Source organism: Gluconacetobacter diazotrophicus PA1 5 (assembly GCF_000067045.1).
GTDB classification, from domain to species: domain Bacteria; phylum Pseudomonadota; class Alphaproteobacteria; order Acetobacterales; family Acetobacteraceae; genus Gluconacetobacter; species Gluconacetobacter diazotrophicus.
This window is the reverse complement of the sequence record NC_010125.1, coordinates 266,365-289,084: the sequence shown is the minus strand read 5'-3', so window position 1 is coordinate 289,084 and position 22,720 is coordinate 266,365. Positions and strand designations below refer to the sequence as shown.

Annotated in this window: 23 protein-coding genes; 7 read left to right on the top strand and 16 right to left on the bottom strand. The window is 69.5% G+C overall.

Annotated features, from left to right (window positions below; translation table 11 throughout):
• Positions 1–135 precede the first annotated feature (135 nt).
• A complete protein-coding gene (locus GDI_RS01320; RefSeq protein ID WP_012554261.1) occupies positions 136–909 on the top strand; it encodes an EAL domain-containing protein in 774 nt (257 codons plus the stop codon).
• 139 nt (positions 910–1,048) lie between these two features.
• Positions 1,049–2,320, top strand: a complete 1,272-nt coding sequence (gene gabT / locus GDI_RS01315; RefSeq protein WP_041249239.1) for a 4-aminobutyrate--2-oxoglutarate transaminase — start codon at positions 1,049–1,051, stop codon at positions 2,318–2,320.
• A 34-nt stretch (positions 2,321–2,354) separates the two neighbouring features.
• Here gabT and GDI_RS01310 read toward each other — a convergent pair whose 3' ends face one another.
• The 6 genes from GDI_RS01310 to GDI_RS01285 form a co-directional block, all read right to left on the bottom strand.
• Complete coding sequence (locus GDI_RS01310) at positions 2,355–2,915, bottom strand: thioredoxin-like domain-containing protein (RefSeq protein ID WP_012222520.1); 561 nt, start codon at positions 2,913–2,915, stop codon at positions 2,355–2,357.
• Positions 2,912–3,454, bottom strand: a complete 543-nt coding sequence (locus GDI_RS01305; RefSeq protein ID WP_231854181.1) for a MauE/DoxX family redox-associated membrane protein — start codon at positions 3,452–3,454, stop codon at positions 2,912–2,914. The genes GDI_RS01310 and GDI_RS01305 overlap by 4 nt, the downstream gene beginning before the upstream one ends.
• Before the next feature lie 21 nt (positions 3,455–3,475).
• A complete protein-coding gene (locus tag GDI_RS18575) occupies positions 3,476–3,871 on the bottom strand; it encodes a hypothetical protein (RefSeq protein ID WP_157870982.1) in 396 nt (131 codons plus the stop codon).
• A 113-nt stretch (positions 3,872–3,984) separates the two neighbouring features.
• Positions 3,985–4,572: a methylamine dehydrogenase light chain gene (locus GDI_RS01295; RefSeq protein WP_012222515.1), complete on the bottom strand. Its 588-nt coding sequence runs from the start codon at positions 4,570–4,572 to the stop codon at positions 3,985–3,987.
• 34 nt (positions 4,573–4,606) lie between these two features.
• Positions 4,607–5,239, bottom strand: a complete 633-nt coding sequence (locus GDI_RS01290) for a thioredoxin domain-containing protein (RefSeq protein ID WP_012554255.1) — start codon at positions 5,237–5,239, stop codon at positions 4,607–4,609.
• Positions 5,240–5,252: 13 nt separating this feature from the next.
• Positions 5,253–6,470 (bottom strand): amine dehydrogenase large subunit, encoded by a 1,218-nt coding sequence (locus tag GDI_RS01285; RefSeq protein WP_012222511.1) that lies wholly within the window; start codon positions 6,468–6,470, stop codon positions 5,253–5,255.
• A 314-nt stretch (positions 6,471–6,784) separates the two neighbouring features.
• Here GDI_RS01285 and GDI_RS01280 point away from each other — a divergent pair, with 314 nt between their 5' ends.
• Complete coding sequence (locus GDI_RS01280; RefSeq protein ID WP_012554253.1) at positions 6,785–7,741, top strand: LysR substrate-binding domain-containing protein; 957 nt, start codon at positions 6,785–6,787, stop codon at positions 7,739–7,741.
• 110 nt (positions 7,742–7,851) lie between these two features.
• Positions 7,852–8,334 (top strand): hypothetical protein, encoded by a 483-nt coding sequence (locus GDI_RS01275; RefSeq protein ID WP_012222506.1) that lies wholly within the window; start codon positions 7,852–7,854, stop codon positions 8,332–8,334.
• A 69-nt stretch (positions 8,335–8,403) separates the two neighbouring features.
• Here GDI_RS01275 and GDI_RS01270 read toward each other — a convergent pair whose 3' ends face one another.
• The 9 genes from GDI_RS01270 to GDI_RS01230 form a co-directional block, all read right to left on the bottom strand.
• Positions 8,404–9,243 (bottom strand): MIP/aquaporin family protein, encoded by an 840-nt coding sequence (locus tag GDI_RS01270; RefSeq protein ID WP_012222505.1) that lies wholly within the window; start codon positions 9,241–9,243, stop codon positions 8,404–8,406.
• Between the two features lie 44 nt (positions 9,244–9,287).
• The gene (gene glpK, locus GDI_RS01265; RefSeq protein WP_012222504.1) at positions 9,288–10,787 is read right to left on the bottom strand and encodes a glycerol kinase GlpK; all 1,500 of its coding nucleotides are present in this window, start codon (positions 10,785–10,787) and stop codon (positions 9,288–9,290) included.
• Between the two features lie 109 nt (positions 10,788–10,896).
• On the bottom strand, positions 10,897–13,194 hold the full coding sequence (locus GDI_RS01260; protein ID WP_012222503.1) for an HPr family phosphocarrier protein: 2,298 nt from the start codon (positions 13,192–13,194) through the stop codon (positions 10,897–10,899).
• 2 nt (positions 13,195–13,196) lie between these two features.
• A complete protein-coding gene (gene dhaL / locus GDI_RS01255) occupies positions 13,197–13,832 on the bottom strand; it encodes a dihydroxyacetone kinase subunit DhaL (protein ID WP_012554251.1) in 636 nt (211 codons plus the stop codon).
• Positions 13,833–13,836: 4 nt separating this feature from the next.
• Positions 13,837–14,838, bottom strand: a complete 1,002-nt coding sequence (gene dhaK / locus GDI_RS01250; protein WP_012222501.1) for a dihydroxyacetone kinase subunit DhaK — start codon at positions 14,836–14,838, stop codon at positions 13,837–13,839.
• Positions 14,839–14,884: 46 nt separating this feature from the next.
• Complete coding sequence (gene glpD / locus GDI_RS01245) at positions 14,885–16,435, bottom strand: glycerol-3-phosphate dehydrogenase (RefSeq protein WP_012554249.1); 1,551 nt, start codon at positions 16,433–16,435, stop codon at positions 14,885–14,887.
• 201 nt (positions 16,436–16,636) lie between these two features.
• Entirely contained in the window at positions 16,637–17,377 is a 741-nt protein-coding gene (locus GDI_RS01240; RefSeq protein ID WP_012222499.1) for an SDR family NAD(P)-dependent oxidoreductase, read from the bottom strand.
• Between the two features lie 140 nt (positions 17,378–17,517).
• A complete protein-coding gene (locus GDI_RS01235; protein ID WP_012554248.1) occupies positions 17,518–18,513 on the bottom strand; it encodes a zinc-binding dehydrogenase in 996 nt (331 codons plus the stop codon).
• A gap of 137 nt (positions 18,514–18,650) precedes the next feature.
• Positions 18,651–19,715 carry an SDR family oxidoreductase gene (locus GDI_RS01230; protein WP_012554247.1) on the bottom strand — a complete coding sequence of 355 codons (1,065 nt, stop codon included), beginning with the start codon at positions 19,713–19,715 and terminating at the stop codon, positions 18,651–18,653.
• Between the two features lie 120 nt (positions 19,716–19,835).
• Here GDI_RS01230 and GDI_RS01225 point away from each other — a divergent pair, with 120 nt between their 5' ends.
• The 3 genes from GDI_RS01225 to GDI_RS01215 all read left to right on the top strand — a co-directional run bounded on the left by GDI_RS01225 (position 19,836) and on the right by GDI_RS01215 (position 22,496).
• On the top strand, positions 19,836–20,801 hold the full coding sequence (locus GDI_RS01225) for a LysR family transcriptional regulator (RefSeq protein WP_050934964.1): 966 nt from the start codon (positions 19,836–19,838) through the stop codon (positions 20,799–20,801).
• An 81-nt stretch (positions 20,802–20,882) separates the two neighbouring features.
• Positions 20,883–22,073 (top strand): GAF domain-containing sensor histidine kinase, encoded by a 1,191-nt coding sequence (locus tag GDI_RS01220; protein WP_012222495.1) that lies wholly within the window; start codon positions 20,883–20,885, stop codon positions 22,071–22,073.
• Between the two features lie 39 nt (positions 22,074–22,112).
• Positions 22,113–22,496, top strand: coding sequence for a response regulator (locus GDI_RS01215; protein WP_012222494.1), 384 nt, complete (start codon positions 22,113–22,115; stop codon positions 22,494–22,496).
• Positions 22,497–22,503: 7 nt separating this feature from the next.
• Here GDI_RS01215 and GDI_RS01210 read toward each other — a convergent pair whose 3' ends face one another.
• Positions 22,504–22,686, bottom strand: coding sequence for a hypothetical protein (locus GDI_RS01210; protein WP_157870981.1), 183 nt, complete (start codon positions 22,684–22,686; stop codon positions 22,504–22,506).
• Positions 22,687–22,720: the final 34 nt, after the last annotated feature.

Here is a 22,720-nt window from a genome sequence, read left to right as displayed (position 1 = left end):
TGCGGACACGCTACACGGATTTCCCGCGACTGGCCATGCGGGGCGTCCCGGATAGCGAAGCGGCTGGATATGGGCTGCTTTCCGGGACCGACATGCGATAGTCATGAATTCGAATATCCACGTCCGGAACCCCCCATGACAGCATCACCCCCGTCCAGTCGCGCCCCCTGCCAGGCCTGCCACGACCATCAGGATCTGTTTCCGTTCACGATGGCCTTCCAGCCCGTCGTCGATCTGGTGAATCGCCGCATCGACGGGTACGAGGCCCTGGTTCGCGGCCCCGGGGGCGAGGGCGCGCCGAGCGTCCTGGCGCAGGTCACGGAGGAAAACCTGTATGCTTTCGATCAGGCGTGCCGCACCCGGGCCATCCGGCTGGCGTCCCGGCTTGGGCTGGACCGCCGCCTGAGCATCAATTTCCTGCCCAACGCCGTCTATAACCCGCGCGCCTGCATCCAGGCGACGCTGCAGGCCGCCCGCGAAAGCGATTTTCCCCTGGAAAACCTGACCTTCGAGATCCTCGAGACCGAACATCTGACCGAGACGAAGCACCTGCAGGACATCATCGGCGAATATCATCACCATGGCTTCAAGGTCGCCCTGGACGATTTCCCGACCGGACAGTCCGGGCTGATGCGGCTGGCCGATCTCAAGCCCGACATCATCAAGATCGACCGGGCCCTGGTACAGGATTGCGACCGGGACCAGGTGCGCCGCACGATCATCGCCGGCATCATACGAATTGCCACCGATCTGGGCGTCAAGGTCGTGATCGAGGGCGTGGAGCGTCTTGAGGAGGTGCGGGCCCTGCACGCCGTGGGCGGCCGCTTCTTCCAGGGGTTCTTCTTCGCACGGCCGCTGTTCGAGCAGATCGCGCGGGACGGCGATATCGACTGGCCCGTCATGGCCTGACGGACGCCCCCGGCCACCGGGAACGGCGTGGCGGGCGGTGACCGGACGTCACCGGGGACGACCGACAAGGCGGCTCCCGCGTCGGCGGGGCGTGGCCTACATCTGTCGGGCGGATTCACGCCAGACGAGGACAGGCACGATGTCATCCACCAATTCCGATCTTCAGGCCCGGCGCGAGGCCGCGGTGCCGCGCGGCGTCGCATCGGCCACCGCCATCCATGCCGCGCGGGCGGAGAATGCCGAGCTGTGGGATGTCGAGGGGCGGCGCTATATCGACTTCGCCGGCGGCATCGCGGTGCTGAATGTCGGCCATCGCCACCCCCGTGTGATGGAGGCGGTGCGGCGGCAGGCGGAGCTGTTCACCCACACCGCGTTCCAGGTCGCGCCGTATGAATCCTACATCGCCCTGGCCGAGCGGCTGAACGGGCTGGCGCCGTTTCCCGGCCCGGCGAAGACCATCCTGTTTTCGACCGGGGCCGAGGCGACCGAGAACGCCGTGAAGATCGCCCGCGCGGCGACCGGGCGCAGCGGCGTCGTGGCCTTTACCGGCGCCTTCCACGGCCGGTCGCTGCTGGCGTCGGCGCTGACCGGCAAGGTCCGGCCGTACAAGGCGCCGTTCGGCAGCATGCCGGCGGGCGTCTATCACGTGCCGTTCCCGGCCGGGGAGGTCACGGTCGAGGACAGCCTGAAGGCGCTGGATTTCCTGTTCGCGGCCGATATCGATCCGGCGCAGGTGGCCGCCATCATCATCGAGCCGGTACAGGGCGAGGGCGGATTCCGTCCGACCCCCGCCGCCCTGCTGCGGGCGCTGCGCGCGGTCTGCGATACGCACGGGATCGTGCTGATCGCCGACGAGGTGCAGACCGGCTTCGCGCGGACCGGGCGGCTGTTCGGCATCGAACTGTCGGGCGTGGCGCCGGACCTGGTCTGTATCGCGAAATCGCTGGGCGGCGGCTTTCCGCTGTCGGGCGTGATCGGCCGCGCCGCGCTGATGGATGCGGTGGGGCCCGGCGGGCTGGGCGGGACCTATGCCGGGGCGCCGATCGCCTGCGCGGCGGCGCTGGCGGTCCTGGACGTCATTGCCGAAGAGGGGCTGGTGGAGCGGGCGAACGCGATCGGCGCCCTGATCCGCGACCGGCTGGAGGGGATGCGCGGCCGGCGCGGCCTGACGCCGATCAGCGCGCCGCGCGGACCGGGAGCCATGATCGGCTTCGACATCCTGGAGGGGCCGGACGGGCCGGTGCGCGTCGGCGGGGCCGCCGCGATCTGCGCCCGCGCCGCCGAACGGGGGCTGATCCTGCTGTCATGCGGCATCCAGGGCGAGACGGTGCGCATCCTGGTGCCGCTGACGGCGCCGGACAGCCTGATCGAGGAAGGGCTGGCGGTCATCGAGCAGGCGCTGGCGCTTTAAAGGCCGGGTCCTGGCCCTGGTCCGGGCCCTGGCCCTACGCCGCCCGCCCGGCGGCGGCGGGGATCAGGGCTTCGACCTGCCGCCGCGTATTGACCACGTCCTTCGCCAGGATGGTGCCGTTGGAATCCAGCAGCACCAGGGTCGGCAGGCGGCTGACCTGCAGCACCAGGCCCAGTTCGACCCCCGTGACGAAGGCGACGCCGCCCAGGCCCATCCGGTCGCGCATCGCGACCAGTTCGGGCGCGGCGCCGTCCCCGACCAGGACCGGGTCCAGTCCGCGATCGCGCGCCACGTCCAGCGCGACGGGCAGCACGCGCTTGCAGACCGGGCAGTCGGGCGCCACGAACAGCAGCATGCGCACGGTGCCCGGCGGCAGGGCCTCGCCCATCGGGAACGGCGCGCCGGACAGGGTGCGCATGGTGATGCGCGGAATCACCTGCCCGACATCCAGCCCGGACTGGGGCTGCTGCAGGCCGATGGGGGCGATGCGTTCGTGCAGCACCCCGATCTGGCGGGCCAGGGCCAGCACGACCAGGACCAGGACGACGATCGCGGCGAACAGCAGGATCTGCGAGACGATCAGGGCAGTCATCATGCGGACGGTTCCTCGGCACCGGCGGGCAGCAGGTGCGATGCGGCCAGCCCCAGCGCCAGCAGGCAGGCCCCGGCGGCCAGGGACTGATAGCGCAGCAGGGCGGCGGCGGGCAGGCCGGCAAGGCCGGGCAGCAGCGCCGGCGGCGCCAGCAGCAGCGTGCGGGCCACCGCGCCCCACGACAGCCGCGCCGAGGCCAGGCCCGGCAGGCAGCCGCAGGACAGGTCGGTCCGGCCGCGCATCACGTTGACCGCCATGGACAGCGCGAACAGCACGAACAGCAGGGCGGCCCCGTACCCGGCCGCGCGCACGGACACCCCGCCCAGCAGCATCGTGCCCAGGACGGTTTCCACCGCCCCCAGCGCCCAGGCGGCGGGGCCGAGCAGCGGATCGGGCACCAGCCGGTAGGCGGCGAGCGTGCCAAGGAACGTGTCGCGATCACGCAGTTTCGCAATCCCGGCGGCCAGCAGCAGCACGCCGACGCCCCCGGCGAGCAGCGCCGCCGTTACCGGCGCGACTGCGTGGTCGAACGAATCCATCATCTCTCCCTGTTCCATATCCCGTCAGCGTTCGCGCGCGGCCTGCGCGGTGTCGTATTCATGCAGCCCCCGCGCCGCCGGGCAGGCGCGCACCACGCCCCGGACCACCTGGTCACGGTACAGGTGCAGGTCGGCCACCCGCAAGGGTTGTGCCCGCAGGGCCGCGATTTCGTCCGGCGTGTAGGGCCGGCCGCCCGGCGGCACGCTGGCGCCGCCCAGGGTGAAGACCACGAAATTCATCATGTCGGCCAGGTCGTGCGACGACAGGTTGGCGAAGGCCACGTTCGGCAGGCGGACCAGATAGTCCCGCCCCTGGCCGGTACACAGGAAATAGCCCACCTGTCCGGCCAGGTCGGGCACCACCTGGCGCCCCGAGCGGCCCTGGATCCGTGCACCGCCCAGCCCACCAGGTAATGGCACTGGACCATGGGCACGACCGGCATGCCGGCCGGGGCCGGAACGCCGTATGCGAGGACCGGTGCCCCCGCGATGGCGGCGAGCAGGCCGAGAACCGGCAGCCGACGCACCGCCCGTCAGCCGGCCTGGCCGATGATCGCGGCGGTCGAGCAATGATAGGCGTTCGAGGCCGTGCCGAAGCACCAGATGATATCGTTGCTGGCCTGCGGCCGATAGATCGGCATTTCGCGGTCGGCGGTGTTGCACGAACAGGATTTGGGGGCGGCGCAGAGGCTGCGGCCGCAGCAGTCGCGATAGGCGATGACGTAGGCGCGGCCGTCATCGGGGTTGCGGCAGGTGCCGATCCACGACACCGGCGAGGGCTGGGTGCCGGGCGGGCAACTGTGCACCCCGCCGCCGCAGCAGCCGCACAGTACGCCGTCGATCGCGCAATGGCGCCAGTACGTGCATTTGGTGGGATCGGCGGATTGCGCGCGGCGTTCGAAATCGCTGAGCGCGGGGTCGGGCGTCGCCGGGGCGGGACCGGACGTAGCGGCGGGCGTGGCGGCGGGCGCGGCATCGGCCCGGGCGACCGGCAGCAGCGGGAAGGCGGGCGCGACCGCCATGGCGGCGCCGATGCGCCCCAGCATGCCGCGCCGCGACGAACGTGCCGCCAGGCGCCGGGTGACGGTTTCGCCCAGCGTGTCGAGGAAAGAGACCGGCATTGACGTTTTACACTCCTCAGAGCCTGGCGGCCCGTCAGGCCGCGTGAGGGCGGGCATCCAGGTAGGATTGCACGGACACATGGCCGGTTTCGCCTGCCACGACCAGGCTTTCCAGATGTTCGCGGCTGTTGACCAGGCCCTTGGCCACGATCGTGCCCGTCGCATCCAGCAGGAACGCGAAGGGCAGCTTGTCCACCCCCAGCATGCGGCCGATTTCCGGATCGTTCACGAAACGGGACGGTGAAATGGCGAACCGCGCGGTCAGGTCGTGCTGCATCGCGTCGGTATCGTCGCCCAGGCACAGCAGGTCGATGGCTTCGCGACGCGTGAAATCCCCCGCGATGGGCAGCATCTTGCGCGAGATGGGGCAGGCGCCGGAGACGAACAGCAGCAGCGTGCTGCCGCCGTCGGCGCGGCTGCCGCCCAGCGCGACCTCGCCCCCGTCCAGCGCGCGCAGGATGCGGGACGGCAGGCGCACGCCGGGGGCGGGACCGCCGGACGTCATCAGCGCGCCCACGGGCGCCACGCGGGCGAACAGGCGGCGCATGCGCCGGAACAGCAGCGCCAGCACCGGCACCAGCGCCAGCAGCAGCAGCCAGTCCAGCACCTGGGTCCAGGCCAGGATGGCGCTGGTATCCAGCGCGGCCATGGAATGGGAATCGATCATCGTCCCGTCCCCGTCACAGGTCGGGCGCCAGCAGCATGGGGCCGGCCTGGGCCTCGATACTGCGGCGGAGCGTGCCGGTGCGCACGTCGATGACCGCCATCGTCCCGTCCTGGGCCGCGGCGTAGAGCAGCGGCGCGGCATCCGCGCTGACCGCGATGCCGCGGGCGGGCGCGGGCAGGTCGATGCGCCGCACCAGCGCGTGGCGGGCGGGATCGAGTTCCCAGACCTCGGTGCCCGGGTTCTTGTGCGTCCAGTAGGTGCCGGTGTGCATCAGCACGAACAGGTGCCCGGTGGCGCGGTTCCAGGCGAAGGGCTGCGACCCGCCGGGACGCCATGCCAGTTCCTGCACCCCGGTGCCCGCCGCCGGCTGGCCCGCCGCCTGCTGGATGGACCAGGGGGCCGCGATCACGGGCGCCTGGCCCAGCGCCGCGTCATAGACCTTGCCGGTATAGGAGACGAACAGGGCGTGGCCGGTGGCGCGGTCCACCGGCGCGCCCTCGAAGATCGGGTCGGTGTTCGCGTCGAAGAACGGGGTGGTGTGGGTGACGGTGGGCTTGCCGCCGTCATAGCCGACATTGGTCAGCGAACCGTCGCCGCACAGGCTGGAGAAGCCGCCCGATTTCCAGGGATAGACCAGGGCGCAGCCGGGGATGTCGACCGTCCGCGCCACCGCGGCATGGGCCAGGTCGACGACCGTGACCGATGTCGCCGGGCTCATGTTGAAGCTGTAGGCCCATCTGCCGTCGGCGCTGAGGGCGAAGTCGCGCGACTGGTACACCGCCAGCGCCCGGGGCGGCAGCGTGATTTCGCGCCGCAGGGACAGGGTGCGGGCGTCATATTCCTGCAGCAGGTCCTGCCGCGTGCCGTGGTCGACGCGCGACCAGATCGTATCGGCCACATAGACGCTGCGCCGGTCGGGCGACAGCGCGATATTGCCCACGATGCCGGCGGGAATGGTGCCGAGGATGCGCCCGGCATCGGCGTCATAGAGCGTGTAGGCGGTGCGGGCGGTGGGCGGCAGGACCCAGTGCGGGGCGAAAGGCGGCAGGGTGGCGACGTCGCTCTGTTCCGCCTCCAGCACCGGGGGGACGGCGGCGCGGGACGGCGCGGGCGCCCCCGCCACGGCCACCGCCACGGCCAGTCGGGCGGCCAGCAGCGCGCCCGGCACCGCCAGGCCGCGCGGCACGCGGCGGCTTTCCGTCAGGCCGGTCCGGTCATGAGATATCGCCATCCATCGCATCATGCAGACTTCCGCAGTTTCAGGCCCCGAGCGGCCCGGCGGGGCGAAGTATATCCACCGGCCCCGGGGTGGTTTTACCGGGCTTCGGCACGCGGCAGAATGGAACCCGAGCGGTCTATGTTCGAAAATTTCATTTTGTTGCCGGCAAGGCACAGTTTCTGTCCCCCCGCTTCCGGCACACCGGATTTTTCTTAGTTGACCGTAACGTTGCGTGGAAGGCGCCTTCGCGTGCGGCGGTGGTGACAAAAAGGCACCGGTATGCGCACATGGTCCCCCGACCCGAGCATCCGAGACTGCGGAGCCCCATGTCCGACCGGCGCCCCCTTCCCCCGTTCGCCCCGTTGCGGGCCTTCGACGCCTTCGGCCGGACCGGCGGCATTCGCCGGGCCGCGACCTGGCTGGGCGTGGACCACGCGGTGGTCAGCCGGCAGGTGCGGGCGCTGGAGCAATGGATCGGGGTGCCATTGCTGGACCGGTCCCCCGGCCAGGGCCAGGGAACGCTGAACGCGGCGGGCCGGGCCTATCACGCGCGGATCGCGGCGGCGCTGGACGAGATCGCGAGCGCCACCGAGGCGCTGCGCCTGGGCGACGCGTCGCACCTGAGCGTCTGGTGCGTGCCGGGCTTCGCCTTCCACTGGCTGGTGCGACGGCTGGGCGCGTTTCGTGCCGAACATCCCGAGATCGACCTGGTGCTGCGCCCGACCGACGCGCGGGCGTCGTTCTGGTCCGACGGGGTGGATGCGGATATCCGCTATCGGCTGGACGGCGCGCCCGGCGGTGCGCCCGATGGCGCGTACGACACCCCGGGCATCCGCCGGGTGGATCTGGCGCGGCCGGTGGTGTTCCCGGTCGCCAGCCCCGATTTCATCCGCCGCGCGGGCACGATCCGCACGATCGGCGACCTGCCGGCGCTGCCGCTGCTGGCCGAGGAGGACAGCCACGAATGGCTGGCATGGTTCGCGCGGCAGGGCGTGGCCGTGCCCCGCATCACCCCGGCGGCGCGGCTGTGGCATGCCCATGTGGTGCTGGCGGCGGCACGTGAGGGACAGGGCGTGGCGCTGGCCAATCCGTTCCTGGTGGCGGACGACCTGGAGCGCGGTACGCTGGTGCGGCTGGGCCCGCCGGGCGCGCCGTTTCCGGGCGTGGAGATCGGGGCCTATACGCTGTTCGTGCCGGAAACCCGGCGGGACCGGCCCGCCCTGGTGCGCTTCAGCACCTGGCTGTCGCGCACCGCCGGCGCGTTCCTGCCGCCGGAGCGTTAAATCCCCTGCGCCGGCACGGGAAATCTGGTTATGATCGCGCGATTCCAGACTGGGACACAGAAAATGGGTATGCCAATCGGTGACGGGGTGCCGGCCCCCCTGACCCTGCCATGACGGCGGGCCGGCGCGTCGCGGCGTTGCTGCTGGGGATGGCGGTCGGCCTGGGCGGCTGCGTGCAGCCGACCGGCCCGGTGTTCGGCGACTGGTACGGCTATCCGCCCCTGCCCGGCCCGCAGGCCTATGTTTCCGTCGAACTGGTGCTGCTGGGCCCGCCGACCGCGCGCCAGGGCCGGTTTCGGATGCATACGCAGACGATGTGGCTGGACGCCGCGCAACAGAACCAGTCGGACTATATGGGCGGCACCTGGACCGCGCAGCCGGTGACGATCGACGGCCAGGCGTGCCTGCGGATCGACCTGTCCGGCCTGAGCACCGGCATGCACCACGAGACGCTGATTTCGCATTTCATCGAACTGCCGAACGGGATGCTGGTGCCCGCCACCAGTGACGGCAGGCCGGACCTCAGCCCCGGCGGCCTGGCCTTCCGCCTGGCGCCGCGCCCGCGCAACAGCTTCGCCTACGGCCGGGTATGATACGGGAAAGGCCGCGTGATTCCCCGGGGAATCACGCGGCCGGTCCCTGTTCCCCCTGCTCCGTCGTCCCTATTCCGCCGCGCGGGGCGGCGGGGTCGTGACCACGGCGTGCAGGGCCTTCTGCGCGCGGATGTGCGCCGGCAGGAACGGGTGGACCAGATATTCATAGACCGTGGCCCCCACGACGCCGCCGATCAGCGGCCCGGCGATCGGCACCCACCAGTAATTCCCCGGCGAGGGGAAGGCCGATTGATCCCATCCGGCGAAATAGGCGAACAGGCGCGGACCGAAATCACGGGCGGGGTTGATGGCCCAGGCCTCCAGGTAGCCCATCGAGGCGCCGATCAGGGCGACGAGGAAACCGATGATCAGGGCACCGAAATTCGCGCCCGGCGCCATTTCGTTATATTGCTCGGTAATCGCGAAGATTCCGAACAGCAGGAAGGCGGTCAGGATGATCTGGTCGCTGAACGCGTGCATGGGCGTGATGGCGTGGCCCGGATGGGTGAAGAAGACCCCGGCCGCGCCCCCGGCCGCGCGCGTCAGGTGGTGCACCGTGTTGAAATCGTCGATGACGGTGACATACAGCGCATAGACGATGGCAGCCCCGAGGAAGGCGCCGATGATCTGCGCGATGCAGTACGGCACCACCTTGCGCCACGGGAAATGCCGGTAGATCGCCAGTGCCAGCGTGACGGCCGGGTTGGCGTGGGTGCCGGACACCGAGGCCGTCGCATAGATGGCGATGGTAACGCCCAGCCCCCAGGAAATGCACACGCCCCAGTAGGCGTTCAGGTAGGGACTGGGATCGTACAGGATGTACATCGCCGCGACGGAATCGCCGAAGGCGATGATGATGAGGACGGCGAGCGCTTCGGAAATCAGCTCGCCGAGAAATTCTCTGCTCATGGGTTCTTCCCCCCACATGGTCTCGTTGCAGGCGCCCGCGATCGTCAATCCACCCAGTCGAAGGACCGCTGCACGGCCTTCTTCCAGGATTTCGTGTAATGGGCGCGGCGGTCTTCCGGCATGGACGGTGTCCAGGTCTTGTCGATTTCCCAGTTGGCGCGCAGGTCGTCCGTGTTGCTCCAGTACCCCACGGCCAGCCCCGCCGCGTAGGCGGCGCCGAGGGCCGTGGTTTCGACGACCTTGGGTCGGACGACGGGAACGTTCAGGATGTCGGCCTGGAACTGCATCAGCAGTTCGTTGGCCACCATGCCGCCGTCGGTCTTCAGGCTGGTCAGCCTGATGCCGCTGTCGCTTTCCATCGCCTCCACCACGTCGCGCACCTGATAGGCGGTGGATTCCAGCGCCGCGCGGGCGAAATGCGCCCGGGTGACGTAGCGCGTCAGCCCGGCGATCACGCCACGGGCGTTTTCCTTCCAGTACGGCGCGTACAGGCCGGAGAAGGCCGGCACGATATAGATACCGCCGTTATCCTCCACGCTGCGGGCCAGCGGTTCGATCTGGGTCGCGATATCGAACAGTTTCAGATTGTCGCGCAGCCATTGCACCAGCGCCCCGGTGATGGCGATGGCGCCCTCCAGCGCGTAGCAGGGGCGTTCCTCGCCGAACTGGTAGGCCAGCGTCGTCAGCAGGCCCGCCTTGGACTGCACCGGCTTGACGCCCGTGTTCATCAGCAGGAACGAGCCCGTGCCGTAGGTGTTCTTGGCCTCGCCCGGTGAAAAGCAGGTCTGGCCGACCAGGGCGGCCTGCTGGTCGCCCAGGATGCCGGCGATCTTCGTACCCTTCAGCGTCGGCGTGGCGATTTCACCATACACGAAGGATGAGGGCACGATTTTGGGCAGGCATGCGGCGGGAATGGCGAAGACGTCCAGCATGCCGCGATCCCAGTCGCAGGTTTCCAGGTTCATCAACTGGGTGCGCGAGGCGTTGGTGACGTCCGTCACATGGATGCCGCCGTTCGGCCCGCCGGTCAGGTTCCAGATGACCCAGCTGTCGATGGTGCCGAACAGGGCCTGCCCCGCTTCCGCCTTCGCGCGCGCGCCATCCACGTTGTCCAGCAGCCAGCGGAGCTTCAGCCCCGCGAAGTAACTGGCCAGCGGCAGGCCGGTGACCTGGCGGAAACGGTCCTGCCCCCCGTCGGCGGCGAATGTCGTGACCAGTTGATCGACCCGCGTATCCTGCCACACCAGGGCGTTGTGCAGCGGCCTGCCGGTTTCCCGGTCCCACAGGACGGTCGTTTCCCGCTGGTTGGTGATGCCGACGGCGGCCAGGTCCTCCGCCGCCAGGTTGGCGCGGGCCAGCGCCGCCCCGATCATTTCGTTGGTGTTGTTCATGATTTCGACAGGGTCATGTTCCACCCAGCCCGGGCGGGGATAGATCTGTCGATGTTCCTTCTGCGCGACCGAGGCGATCCGGCCTTGGCGGTCGAAGATGATGAAGCGCGAACTGGTCGTTCCCTGGTCGATCGCGCCGACATAGCTGGTCATGGTGCCTGCTCCCTTTACGGTTTTTCTTCTTGCGGCATACCGCTTGGCGGTTTTCTGAAATTTTCCTTATATCACGTGATGTTTGCGAAAAACCATGCGATTCTCCCCGTCAGGCGGCGAAGGCGGCGCGGATCGCGCCCAGGCGCGTCGCGGCCATCGACAGGCGGCGAATGCCCGCCGCGACCAGCAGGCGCGCGGCACGCGGATCGCCCGCCGCTTCCCCGCAGACCGAGACGGACCTGCCGTTCGCGTGCCGGACGACGTGCGCGCACAGATCGATGACAGCGGGATGCGCGGCGTCCGCGAACGCTGCGAAATCCTGCCGCCCGCGTTCCGCCGCCATGACATATTGCGTCAGGTCGTTGGTGCCGATCGAAAAGAAGTCCGTTTCCGCCACAAGGTCTTCGATCCGCAGCGCGGCGGCGGGGACTTCGATCATCGCGCCCAGCGGGGGGATGGGCGTTCCGGCCTCGCGGCACGCATCCGCCAGGATGCCACGCGCCGCGCGCATTTCCTCGGCGACTGTGACCATCGGCAGCATGATGCGCAGGTCGTGTGCACCGCCCGCGCGCAGGATCGCGCGCAGATGGGTGCGGAAGAACGCGGGACGGCGCAGCAGGGCGCGCAGGCCGCGCACGCCCAGGGCCGGATTGTCCTCGGGATCGAGGGCGAGGAACGGGATCGGCTTGTCCGCCCCGGCATCCAGCGCCCGCACGACGACCGGACGCCCCCGGAACGGCGCCAGCAGGGCGGCGATCCGCTCGGCCTGCTCGGCCTCGGCGGGGGCGTCCGGGCGGTCCAGGAACAGGATTTCCGTGCGCGCCAGGCCGATCCCGTGGGCGCCGGCCGCCGCTGCCGCCAGGCTTTCGCGCACGGTGCCGACATTGGCCCACAGTTCCAGGCCGGTGCCGTCCCGCAGGGGCAGCACGGACGGGCCGGCGGCGGGCGCCGGCGACGGAGGGGACTGGAAGCGCCGGGCGGTGGCCGGGTCGGGGTCGGGCACGATCTCCCCACTGGCGCCGTCGAAGGCGACGGTGCGGGGAACCGGGTCCAGCGTCACGCCGGCCAGGGCGGGAATGCCGGCGCCCCGCAGCAGGATCGCGGCATGGCTGGTCGCCCCGCCCTGCCGGTCCAGCACGCCGATGACGGAGGCCGGCAGGGACGCGGCCTCGGCCGCGGTCAGGGTATCGACCAGCAGGATGCACGGCGCCGGCCCCACCGCCAGGTCGCGCGGCCCCGTGCCGGGCAGCAGGCGCTGGAGCACCGCGCGCCCGACCTCGATCACGTCCTGCCCCCTGGCCCGCAGGTAGGGCGCGTCCAGCGCGCCATAGCGGGCGTGGGTGGACAGGACCGCGCGCCACCAGGCGGCGGCCTCGTTCAATCCGGCGTCCTGGATGGCGGCATAGGCCGCATCGACCAGGGCCGGATCGTGCAGCAGCGTCGCCTGCGCCGCCATGATGGGCGGGCCGGCGCTCAACCGGCCGAACGTGGCGTCGATGGCGGCGCGCAGCCGGATGCGGGCGGCGTCCCGGTCCGGGGCGGGATGGTCCGGGATGGCCAGGGGCGCGCGGTCCACGACATGCAGCGGGCCGGCGACGCGGCCGGGCGAGACCGGGATGGGCCCCGTGGCCGGGGGCGCCGGCAGGTCGGGCGGGGGCGCTTCGGGCGCCTGGGCCAGAAGGGTGGCCAGGGCGGCGACCGCGGCTTCGGCCTGCGGGCCGGAGGCCTCGATCGTGACGGTGGCCCCCGCGGCGGCGTCCAGCGTCAGCAGCGCCGTCAGGCTGTCGGCGCGCGCGCTTCTGCCGTTCGCCGTCAGGCGGATATCGGCATCGTAGCCCGCCGCGACGGTCACGAACGCGGCGGCGGGGCGCAGGTGGAGCCCCGCCGGGTCCGCCAGCGTGACGGCGCGGCGTGCTGTCGCCGTTGTCGTTGCCGGCGAAGGCATGGGCTTGGGCTGGGGCTGGGGCGCGGATGGCGCGATGTCCGCGCGTTTCGCGGCCAGTCCGTTTTCCGCCTCGGCCAGGACCCGTTCGACCGGCAGGCCGGCGGCGGCGGCCAGGGCGGCGGCCAGCGCGCCCTCGACGAAGGCGGCGGGCGAGAGGTGGAGTCTGGCCCGCACGCCCGCCGGCATCAGGTCGCGCGCCATGTCCGCGCTGAGCAGCGCGCTGCCGATATCCATCAGCACGACGATGGCGCCGCACGCCGCCGGCAGCGATTCGGCGGCGGCGACGATGGCCATGGGATCGGTGCCGAGGTCGCGGCCGCCCGGCCCGGCGCCGGCCGCGCGGGCGATCGCGACGCGCGTGCCGGTCATCTGCCGGATCAGGGCCTCGGTCGCTTCGGCCAGCGCCGCGCTGTGCGACACCAGCAGCAGGGCGGTGGGGGCCGTGATGTCGGGCGCGTCCATCGCTAGCCCGCCGTATCGGCCAGGGCCGTCAGCAGAAGCGCCGAGGACGCGGCGCCCGGGTCCTCATGCCCCGCCGAGCGCTCGCCCAGATAGCTGGCCCGCCCCTTGCGCGCGATCATCGGGATGGTCGCCTCCGCGCCCTGCCGGGCGGCCTCGGCCGCCCGGGCGAGGGCCTGCGGCGTGTCGGGGCCGGACTGGGTGCCGGACAGGGCCGCCACCGCCGGGATCAGGGCGTCGAGCATGGTCTTGTCGCCCGCCACGGCCTTGCCCCGCGCCGCGACCCCGGCCACCCCGGCCGCCAGCAGCGTGCGCCATGCCGGAACGTCCAGGGCGGAGACGTCCCGGGCCGCCTTGCCCATGTCCAGGAAGAACGTGCCGTACAGCGGCCCCGACGCACCGCCCACGGTGCTGATCAGCGTCATGCCGACCAGCTTCAACAGGGCGGCGACGTCGGGGGGCGGTTCGTCCAGCTTGCCCGCCACGGCCCGGAAGCCGCGCGCCATGTTCGCCCCGTGGTCGCCGTCGCCGATCACGGCGTCCAGCACCGACAGGCTGTCCTGCCGGTCGTCGATGACCTGTGCCGCCCGGCGCAGCCAGACGCACAACAAGGCGACATCCGCCGTGCGGGCATCCGGCATGCGCTCACGCCCCCCAGCGCAGGGCGGGCGTGACGCACGGGGCGTCCCAGTAGCGGGTCATCTCGTCCGTCAGGCGCAGCAGCGTGATCGACGTGCCGGCCATTTCCAGGCTGGTGATGTAGGACCCGACCAGCGAGCGGGCGACGGTCAGCCCATGTGCCTGGGCGATCCGGTGGGCCGCGCGATAGACGATATACAGTTCGATCAGCGGCGTGCCGCCCAGGCCGTTGACGAACAGCAGGACCGGGTCGCCCCGGCGGAACGGCAGGTCCTCCAGGATCGGCTGCATCAGCATGTCCGCGATGCGGTCGGCGCTTTCCATCCCGACGCGCTTCCGTCCGGGTTCGCCGTGGATGCCGATGCCGAATTCCATTTCGTCTTCCCCCAGTTCGAAACTGGGTTTTCCGACATGCGGCACGGTGCAGGACGTCAGCGCCACGCCCATCGAGCGGACGGACGCGTTCACGTCCCGGCACAGGCGGGCCAGCGACCCGAGGTCCGCCCCGGCCTCGGCCGCGCCGCCGCAGATCTTCTCCGCCAGGATCGTGCCGCCGACGCCGCGCCGCCCCGCCGTGTAGAGGCTGTCCTTGACCGCCACGTCGTCGTCGATGATCACGGCCTCCAGCCGCAATCCTTCCTCCCGCGCCAGGTCGGCCGCCATGTCGAAATTCATGACGTCGCCCGTGTAGTTCTTGACGATGTGCAGCGCCCCCTGCTCGCCCGTCACCGCGCGGGTCGCCGCCAGGATCTGGTCGGGGGTCGGGCTGGTGAAGACCGCGCCCGGACAGGCGGCGTCCAGCATGCCGCGCCCCACATAGCCGCCATGCATCGGTTCGTGCCCCGATCCGCCGCCCGAGACCAGCGCGGCCTTGCCCTTCACGGGCGCGTCGGCGCGCATGATGTAGGCGGGGTCGAGATGGACGGTCAGCAGGTCGGGGTGGGCCGCCGCCATGCCCTCCAGGGCTTCGGTGACGACCCGGTCGGGGGCGTTGATGAGCTTCTTCATGCCTGGTCTCCAGGGACCTGTTCGGGCGGGGCGAATCCGATACGTCCTAGGCTACATCCGCCACCTGCGATTCCACGGGCTTGCCGCGATGCGCGATATAGGATTCGAGTTCCGCGACCTGCCCGGCGGAAAACAGGAGGCCGAGCTTGGACCGGCGCCACAGGATATCCTCGGCCGAACGGGCCCATTCGCGGTCGATCAGGTAATCGACCTCGCGCGCGTACAGTCCGGATCCGAAATCCTGGCCCATCGCGGCGGCGTCGCCGGCCGCGATGTCGAAGGCCCGCGTGCCGTAATTGCGCATCAGGCGCCAGGCATTGTGTTCGTCCAGCCAGGGTGCCCGCGCCCGCAACTGCGCCAGCATGCCCAGAAAATTCCGCCCCACGAATTCGCCGCCCGGCAGCGCGTGCAGGCCGGTCCACGGCACCGCGCGCAGCGACCGCACATGGGGGGCCAGCCTTTCGATCGCGTGTTCGGCCAGCCTGCGATAGGTCGTGATCTTTCCGCCGAAAATCGAAAGGACGGGCGCCCCGCCCTCGGTATCGACATCCAGCACGTAGTCGCGCGTCACGGCCGAGGCGCTGCTGGCCCGGTCGTCGAAGAGCGGGCGCACGCCGGCATAGCTCCATACGACGTCGGACGGCTGGACGGGCTTGCGGAAATACCGGTTCACGCTGTCGCACAGATACGTGATTTCATCGGGCGAGATCGCGACCTTGCCCGGGTCCGCGTCCCACGGAATGTCGGTCGTACCGATGAGGGTGTAGCGGCTTTCGTACGGAATGACGAAGATGATGCGGCGGTCGGGATTCTGCAGGATATAGGCCTGCGATCCCTCGAACAGGCGCGGCACCACGATGTGACTGCCCTTGACCAGCCGCACCTGCTTGTTCCCCCCGACCCCGAGCGTGCCGTGCAGCACCGAGGCGACCCAGGGGCCGGTGGCGTTCACCAGCGCGCGCGCCCGGACGGTGCCGGTGCGGCCGGTTTCCTGGTCGGCGATCGTGGCCTCCCACGACTCGCGGCCCCTCGTGGCCGAGACGAACCGGGTGCGGGTGCGGATTTCCGCGCCGTGGGCGGCGGCGTCCATGGCGTTCAGGACCACCAGCCGGGCGTCCTGCACCCAGCCGTCGGAATAGATGAACCCCCGGGTGAATTCGGGTTTCAGCACGGCGCCGCTGGGATGGTCGGCGAAGGTGACGCTTCGGGTGCGCGGCAGCGTCATGGTCAGGGCCAGGTGATCGTAGAGGAACAGCCCCGCGCGCAGTTCCCAGACCGGACGCGCCAGCTTCGAATGCGGCAGCACGAAGCGCATCGGCCAGATGATGTGCGGCGCGATCCGCAGCAGCACCTCGCGCTCCATCAGCGCCTCGCGCACCAGCCGGAATTCGTAATATTCCAGATAGCGCAAGCCGCCATGGATCAGCTTGGTGCTGGCGGACGAGGTATGGCCGGCCAGGTCGTCCTGTTCCACCAGCAGGACGCGCGCCCCGCGCCCGGCGGCGTCGCGCGCGATGCCGCAGCCGTTGACGCCGCCCCCGATGATCAGAAGGTCGTACGATCGTCCGTCACCGGACGCGGCACGGTCGCCCGGCATGGGTGTCGCGGATGATGGCGAGGGGAAAGGTCGAAAGGATGACATGCGTGCCTCCTTGCGGTGGACATTCATATCCGAAGACGGCCGGGCGTCTCAATTCGATTCCGCGCCCGGGCGAACGCATATCCGTGAGGATGCGATCAGGTTTCACGCCCCGTGCGTTCCAAAGCGAACATCCCCGCCCCCACGCCGGATGCGCGCTCACACCTGGGCGGCGCCTCCGTCCACGAACAGTTCCACCCCGGTGACGAAGCTGGCGTCGGACGAGGCGAGGAAGAGCACCGCGCTGGCGACCTCCTCCGCACGGCCGACGCGTCCCATGACGACGGTCGCGGCCAGGGCCTTCTTTTCGTCGGGATCGGAGAAGGTGTGGTTCAGCAGCGGGGTATCGATCGGCCCCGGGCTGACCACGTTGACCCTGATCCCGCGATCCTTGAGGTCCGATGTCCAGGAACGGGCGAAGGACCGCACGGCCGCCTTGGTCGCGGCATAGATGCTGAAGGCGGGAAAGCCCTTGATGGACGCGATGGAGGCATTCAGGACGATGGCGCCCCCGTCCGGCATCAGGGGCAGCGCCTTCTGCACCGTGAAGACGACCCCCTTGACGTTGATGTCGAAGATCCTGTCGTAATGGTCTTCGGTAATCGCACCGAGCGGGACCATTTCGCCCAGGCCCGCGTTGGCGAAGACGATATCCACGCGGCCCTTCTCCCGGCCGATCTGGTCATAAACCCTGTCGAGGTCCGGGAGTTTCGCGACATCGGCCTGGATGGCGCTGATGCCCCCGCCCGCGGCGGAGACCGCGGCGTCAAGCTCGGGCCGGCGGCGTCCGGTGATGTAGACATGCGCGCCCTCCCCGGCGAACAGCCGGGCCGTGGCGAGGCCGATTCCGGCGCTGCCACCGGTGACAAGGGCGATCTTGCCCTCGAGTTTCCGTGACATGCTGCGTCTCCGTTCCAATATCCTGCGGGAAACCGCCATCGGTACGGATCGTGTCTCCGGTCATCCGGCGTGCCACGAGGGACGCGGGAGGGGCGATGGCATCACCCATATCGTCCGGCGATGCCATGCGTTCGAATGTCCTATATCTTCACCAGCACTTTTCCCGTTGTCCGGCCGGCCTTGAAGGCGGACAGGCTTTCGGGCAGGGCCGTGAACGCCGTCACGCGGACGGGCTGCGTTTCCAGCGCGCCGGCCTGCACGTCGTGCATCAGGCCGGCGCCGGCCATGCGCCAGTCGCGCCAGTCCTGTGGCGACGCGTGGTCGTGCATCGCGTTCAGCGCCACCTCGTGCAACGAGAGCGCGGTGGCGAACGGCGGCAGGGGCGGCGCGTCCAGCCGGTCCTGGATGCAGACCAGATGCCCGTTGAAGCCGAGCATCGGCGCCAGCGTCCTCGCATAGCCCCCGCTTGTGGTGTCGAACACGGCGAACAGGCGGCGCGGCCCCAGCGCCTGTTGCAACGCGCCCTGCCAGGAATCGTCCTGATAATCGAACGCCCCGCAGACCCCCAGGCCCAGCAGGCGCGCGTGATGGCGGGGCGACGCCGTGACCCAGACCCGCCACCCCCGCCGCACCGCCAGTTGCGCGAGGATCAGCGCGACCGCGCCCCCTGCCCCCGTCACCAGCACATCGCGATCGGGAACGGACGGGACCTTGGCCAGCGCCTGCCACGCCGTCAGGCCGGGGCAGGGAATGCCGGCCGCGACCTCGTCACTGACGCCGTCGGGAACCGGCAGGACGCTCTCGGCCCGCAGGGTGGTGTAGTCCGAGAAACTGCCGTCCCGCGCCAGGCTCTGGTGATACGCGACCCGCTGGCCGACCGGCAGGCGGACATCGGGGCCCACGGCGGCGATCCGGCCGACCCCGTCGACCCCCGGAACGCGGCCGGATTTCCAGGCGGCATGGCCGTTCTGGATGATCTTCCAGTCCACCGGGTTGAACGCGGCCAGGGTATTTTCCACGACGATTTCGCCCGATGCGGGCTGGACCGTCGCTTTTTCCACCAGTTGAAGTTCATCCGGTTCGCCGGGCGCGTCCCAGCTCCAGGCCCGATAACGGCTCCGCAATGCGTCCGGCATTCTCGTTCCCCTGTTGATGGCGCACAGGGACATTGGGATAGGACGGGACATTATTGAAGCTGGAGAATCCTGATATCAGAGTCCGTCTGGCATCATGACGCGCCCGCCCGCCGGGACCGTTATCGCCGGAGCCGTTATCAGGGAATCAGCCTTTCCGCGCGCAGGCGTGCGAACAGGTCGGTGAAGGAATCCGGCGTGTACTGGTAGGACGTGAAGCCGGCGCGGCGGCTCTTGCTCATGTCGGTCACGCATTCGACGGGCCGGCCCAGGTCGGCGTCGGTATGCCAGGCCGATGCCAGGCGCGAGATATCCGCCTCCCGCAGGCCGTGCCGGCGGGCGATGCCGGCCCACAGGTCGCCAGCCCCGGCCAGTTGCGCCTCCAGCGGCGTCGCCTGTCCCGGATAGGGGGCGGCCTCGATGTCGAACCAGGCCGCCAGGCGGGGCCAGAGCCACTTCCAGCGGAAGACGTCGCCGTTGACGATGTTGAACGCCTGGTTCCGCGCCTCGGCGCTGGTGCCGGCCCAGTACAGGTGCCGGGCCAGTTGCCGCGCGTCGGTCACGTCCGTCAGGCCGTGCCACTGGGCGGGGGAGCCGGGAAAGACGAACGGCCGCCCCGTTTCGCGGCAGATCGCGGCATAGACCGCCAGCGTCGTGCCCATGTTCATCGCATTGCCGACGGCGTGGCCGATGATCGTGTGCGGACGATGCACGCTCCAGGAAAACCCGTGCGCCTGCGCCGCCGCGAACAGGGCGTCCTCCTGATCATAGTAGAAATTGGCCAGGTCCAGGCGCGGCATGTCCTCGCGGAACGGCGTTTCCGGCGGCGAGCCGCTGGCATAGGCCTCGAACGGGCCGAGATAATGCTTCAGCCCGGTGGTCAGCGCCGCATGGCGCAGGCCCTGCGGTTCCGGCAGGGCCTCGAACACATGGCGGATCATGGCGCTGTTGACGCGGACGTTCTCGGCCTCGGTCGCGTGCCGCATCCACGAGCAGAAATAGACATGGGTCGGGCGCAGCCCGGCCAGGGCGGACCGCAGCGCCGCGGGGTCCAGCAGGTCCGCCGCCACGGGGATGACCGGCGCCATGTCGCCGCGCGGCCGCCGCGCCAGGCCGTGGACCACCCAGCCTTCGGCCGCCAGCCGCGCGGCAAGGGCCTGACCCACGATGCCGGTCGCACCGACGACAAGAGCAGTGTTCGACATATCCCTCTCCTTCCTTCTTCGGCCGGCCCCTGCCGGCCGCCTGGCGTCATCAAACATGGATGGTGGACGATTGGCGCGCTAGCCTGCCCGAAGGCACATCATTTATGAGTTGAAGTCATCATGGGACGATTGGAGATCAACCGTGCGGGCGAGATGGACGTCTTCGTCCGCGTCGTGGACGCCGGGGGCTTCACGCCGGCCGCGCGGCTGTCGCGCATGACGCCGTCGGCCGTCAGCAAGCTGGTGTCGCGGCTGGAGCGGCGGCTGGGGACCCGCCTGTTCAACCGGTCCACGCGGCAACTGCAACTGACGCCGGAGGGCGCCGCGTTCTACGACCGCAGCGTACGTATCCTGGCCGACCTGGCGGAGGCCGAGCAATGCGCGTCGGCCAGCGCGCTGCCCCACGGGCGGGTCCGCATCAACGTCAACGTGCCGATGGGGCGCCGTTTCCTGCTGCCGCTGGTTCCGGCGCTGTCGGCCCGGTATCCGGACCTGGTCCTGGATATCGTGCTGACGGATACGGTGGTGGACCTGATGGAGGACCGCACGGACATCGCCATCCGCCACGGCCCCCTGAAAAGCTCGCGCCTGATGGCGCGCAAGCTGGGCCGGATGCGGATGAGGCTGGTCGCCGCCCCGGCCTACCTGGCGCGGTACGGGATGCCCGGAACGCCGGCGGACCTGCGGCGGCACAGGCGGATCGGGTCCAGCTACTGGCGCATGCATGACGGCTGGCCGCAACTGGACGATGGCGGCCCCGTGCCCGTCCTGCCGCCCGGCATCGTCCAGGCCAGCGACGGCGATGCGGTCCTGCAACTGGCGATTGCGGGAATGGGCCTGGCCTATCTGGCCGCGTTCCAGGTCGACGAACATATCGCGGCCGGCAAGCTTGTTCCGGTGCTGGAGGCGTTCCACAGTCCGGCCCTTGTGGATACGCATGCGGTCTATCTGGGCCATCATGGGAAATTGCCCGCGCGGATCAGGGCGGTGCTGGACTTTTTGCAGGAAAACATGCGGATCGGGAACGGCGAAGGAATGGTCGCCGAGCATGGCCGCGTGGCGGCATCATGGATGGCCGACGGGTAGCATCCATCCCCTGTATCATGCCAATGTCATCATTGCGGTATCGATCGGCCGTTTCATTTCGCGCAGCGACTGTTAGGTGACATGGTAAAATATCTCGACGGCATCAGGGTCGCGGGGCGCGTTCCGGCTCTTCTGAAGATTCTCGATGTCGTGCAGCACACGACGTCCCTGCGCTTCGCCGCGGTCGCACGCGTCACGCCGGAATACTGGCTGGCCTGCGCCGTACGGGACGGCGTCGATCTGGGGCTGGAAATCGGGGACGAACTGCCCCTGGAAACGACGATCAGCCATGACGTCCTGCACCGGGGGGAGGCCGTCGTGATCAACCACGTCGATGCCGATCCGGCCTACGCCCGCCATGTATCCCCCCGGCAGTATCATTTTCAAAGCTATATCGTGGTGCCGGTCCGCCTGCCCGACGGCACGTTCTTCGGCACGCTGTGCGCGGCCGATCCGGCGCCGCATGACCTGGACCGGCCCGAAATCCTTGCCATGTTCCGGCTGTTCGCCGACCTGGTGGCCTTCCATGTCGATGCCAGTTCCCGCCTGGCCGAGAACGAGGCGATCCTGTCGCACGAGCGCACCCAGTCCGAACTGCGGGAACAGTTCATCGCCGTCCTGGGTCACGATCTGCGGAACCCGTTGATGTCGATCGAATCCGGGACACGCATGCTGCTTCGCTACCCGGAACGGGCGGCCGAGTTGGTGCCCCATATCCAGAAGAGCACCGCCCGGATGGGGGCGCTGATCAACGACCTGATGGATTTCGCCCGGGGGCGGCTGGGGGGCGGCATTACCCTGCAACTGAAGGTCGAACATGCCTTGCAGGCCATCCTGGAACAGATCGTCCAGGAGGTTAAGACCACCCGGCCGGAACGACGTATCGAGACCCGATTCCAGATGGAGCATGCCGTGACATGCGATACCGTCCGCCTCGCCCAGTTGTTTTCCAACCTGCTGAGCAACGCCGTCACGCATGGAGACCCGGACAAGCCGATTGTCGTCAAGGCGAGCACAAATGAAAAATTCTTTGAATTGTCGGTATCCAACGCGGGGAAACCCATTCCGCCGGAAGCCCATGAGAAGCTTTTTCATCCGTTCTTCCGGGGAGGCGACCGGCCGAGCCAGCAGGGACTGGGTCTCGGCCTCTATATCGTATCCGAAATCGCCAAGGCCCACCGAGGAAGGCTGGCCGTTACATCGGGCAATGACGAAACGTGCTTTACGTTCCGCCTGCCTTATGTATTTTCCGTTACTGATCGGAGCGCTTGAAACAGCATCCGAAGTATCCGTCCTTTCCCGAGAGGCGTGATGGCCCGTTATTCCCCGCACATCCCCCCGCGCATCGTCATTGCCGAAGACGAGGTCCTGACGCGCCTGGCCGTCGCGACCGAATTGCGGGACAATGGCTTCGAGGTGCGCGAGGCGTCCAACGCCGAAGAGGCGCTGACCGTCCTGGAATGCACGACGACGCATATCGATGCCCTCTTTACGGATATCGATATGCCGGGGTCGATGAACGGCCTGGAACTGGCGCTGCGCGCCCGCCAGAGCCGGCCCCGCCTGGGGGTGCTGGTGACATCGGGAAAGCACATGATATCGGACGATTTCGTCCTGACCCGCAGCCGGTTCGTGCCCAAGCCCTACGACATATCGGAAATTCCGCGGATTCTTAACGACCTGATCGAACCCTAGAGCGCCCTCAGCCGCCATGTTCCGGCAGGGTCAGCGGTTCGGGCAGGTCCTTCGGCGTGTTGCCCGGCTTGGGGGGCGTTTCCGCGTCGGGGTCGGGCACGGCCTCGGGCGGTGAGCCCAGGCCGGGGGCGGGATGGCGCTTTTCGTCGCCGTCCTCCCGCCGGTCGGCCTGTTCCGGTTCGTGCCTCATGGTCGTGTCCTCCGTCGTCATGAATCTCGGACGA

Coding starts and splice junctions, on each gene's coding strand:
- GDI_RS01290 (WP_012554255.1), bottom strand. CDS start 5,239: ATGATCGATTCCCATTCCATGGCCGCGCTGGATACCAGCGCCATCCTG.
- GDI_RS01320 (WP_012554261.1), top strand. CDS start 136: ATGACAGCATCACCCCCGTCCAGTCGCGCCCCCTGCCAGGCCTGCCAC.
- GDI_RS01240 (WP_012222499.1), bottom strand. CDS start 17,377: ATGTCACGGAAACTCGAGGGCAAGATCGCCCTTGTCACCGGTGGCAGC.
- GDI_RS01270 (WP_012222505.1), bottom strand. CDS start 9,243: ATGAGCAGAGAATTTCTCGGCGAGCTGATTTCCGAAGCGCTCGCCGTC.
- glpD (WP_012554249.1), bottom strand. CDS start 16,435: ATGCCGGGCGACCGTGCCGCGTCCGGTGACGGACGATCGTACGACCTT.
- glpK (WP_012222504.1), bottom strand. CDS start 10,787: ATGACCAGCTATGTCGGCGCGATCGACCAGGGAACGACCAGTTCGCGC.
- dhaK (WP_012222501.1), bottom strand. CDS start 14,838: ATGAAGAAGCTCATCAACGCCCCCGACCGGGTCGTCACCGAAGCCCTG.
- GDI_RS01230 (WP_012554247.1), bottom strand. CDS start 19,715: ATGTCGAACACTGCTCTTGTCGTCGGTGCGACCGGCATCGTGGGTCAG.
- GDI_RS01260 (WP_012222503.1), bottom strand. CDS start 13,194: ATGGACGCGCCCGACATCACGGCCCCCACCGCCCTGCTGCTGGTGTCG.
- GDI_RS01215 (WP_012222494.1), top strand. CDS start 22,113: ATGGCCCGTTATTCCCCGCACATCCCCCCGCGCATCGTCATTGCCGAA.
- GDI_RS01275 (WP_012222506.1), top strand. CDS start 7,852: ATGACGGCGGGCCGGCGCGTCGCGGCGTTGCTGCTGGGGATGGCGGTC.
- GDI_RS01280 (WP_012554253.1), top strand. CDS start 6,785: ATGTCCGACCGGCGCCCCCTTCCCCCGTTCGCCCCGTTGCGGGCCTTC.
- GDI_RS01310 (WP_012222520.1), bottom strand. CDS start 2,915: ATGATGACTGCCCTGATCGTCTCGCAGATCCTGCTGTTCGCCGCGATC.
- GDI_RS01225 (WP_050934964.1), top strand. CDS start 19,836: ATGGGACGATTGGAGATCAACCGTGCGGGCGAGATGGACGTCTTCGTC.
- GDI_RS01285 (WP_012222511.1), bottom strand. CDS start 6,470: ATGGCGATATCTCATGACCGGACCGGCCTGACGGAAAGCCGCCGCGTG.
- dhaL (WP_012554251.1), bottom strand. CDS start 13,832: ATGCCGGATGCCCGCACGGCGGATGTCGCCTTGTTGTGCGTCTGGCTG.
- GDI_RS01295 (WP_012222515.1), bottom strand. CDS start 4,572: ATGCCGGTCTCTTTCCTCGACACGCTGGGCGAAACCGTCACCCGGCGC.
- GDI_RS01220 (WP_012222495.1), top strand. CDS start 20,883: ATGGTAAAATATCTCGACGGCATCAGGGTCGCGGGGCGCGTTCCGGCT.
- GDI_RS01210 (WP_157870981.1), bottom strand. CDS start 22,686: ATGAGGCACGAACCGGAACAGGCCGACCGGCGGGAGGACGGCGACGAA.
- gabT (WP_041249239.1), top strand. CDS start 1,049: ATGTCATCCACCAATTCCGATCTTCAGGCCCGGCGCGAGGCCGCGGTG.
- GDI_RS01305 (WP_231854181.1), bottom strand. CDS start 3,454: ATGATGGATTCGTTCGACCACGCAGTCGCGCCGGTAACGGCGGCGCTG.
- GDI_RS01235 (WP_012554248.1), bottom strand. CDS start 18,513: ATGCCGGACGCATTGCGGAGCCGTTATCGGGCCTGGAGCTGGGACGCG.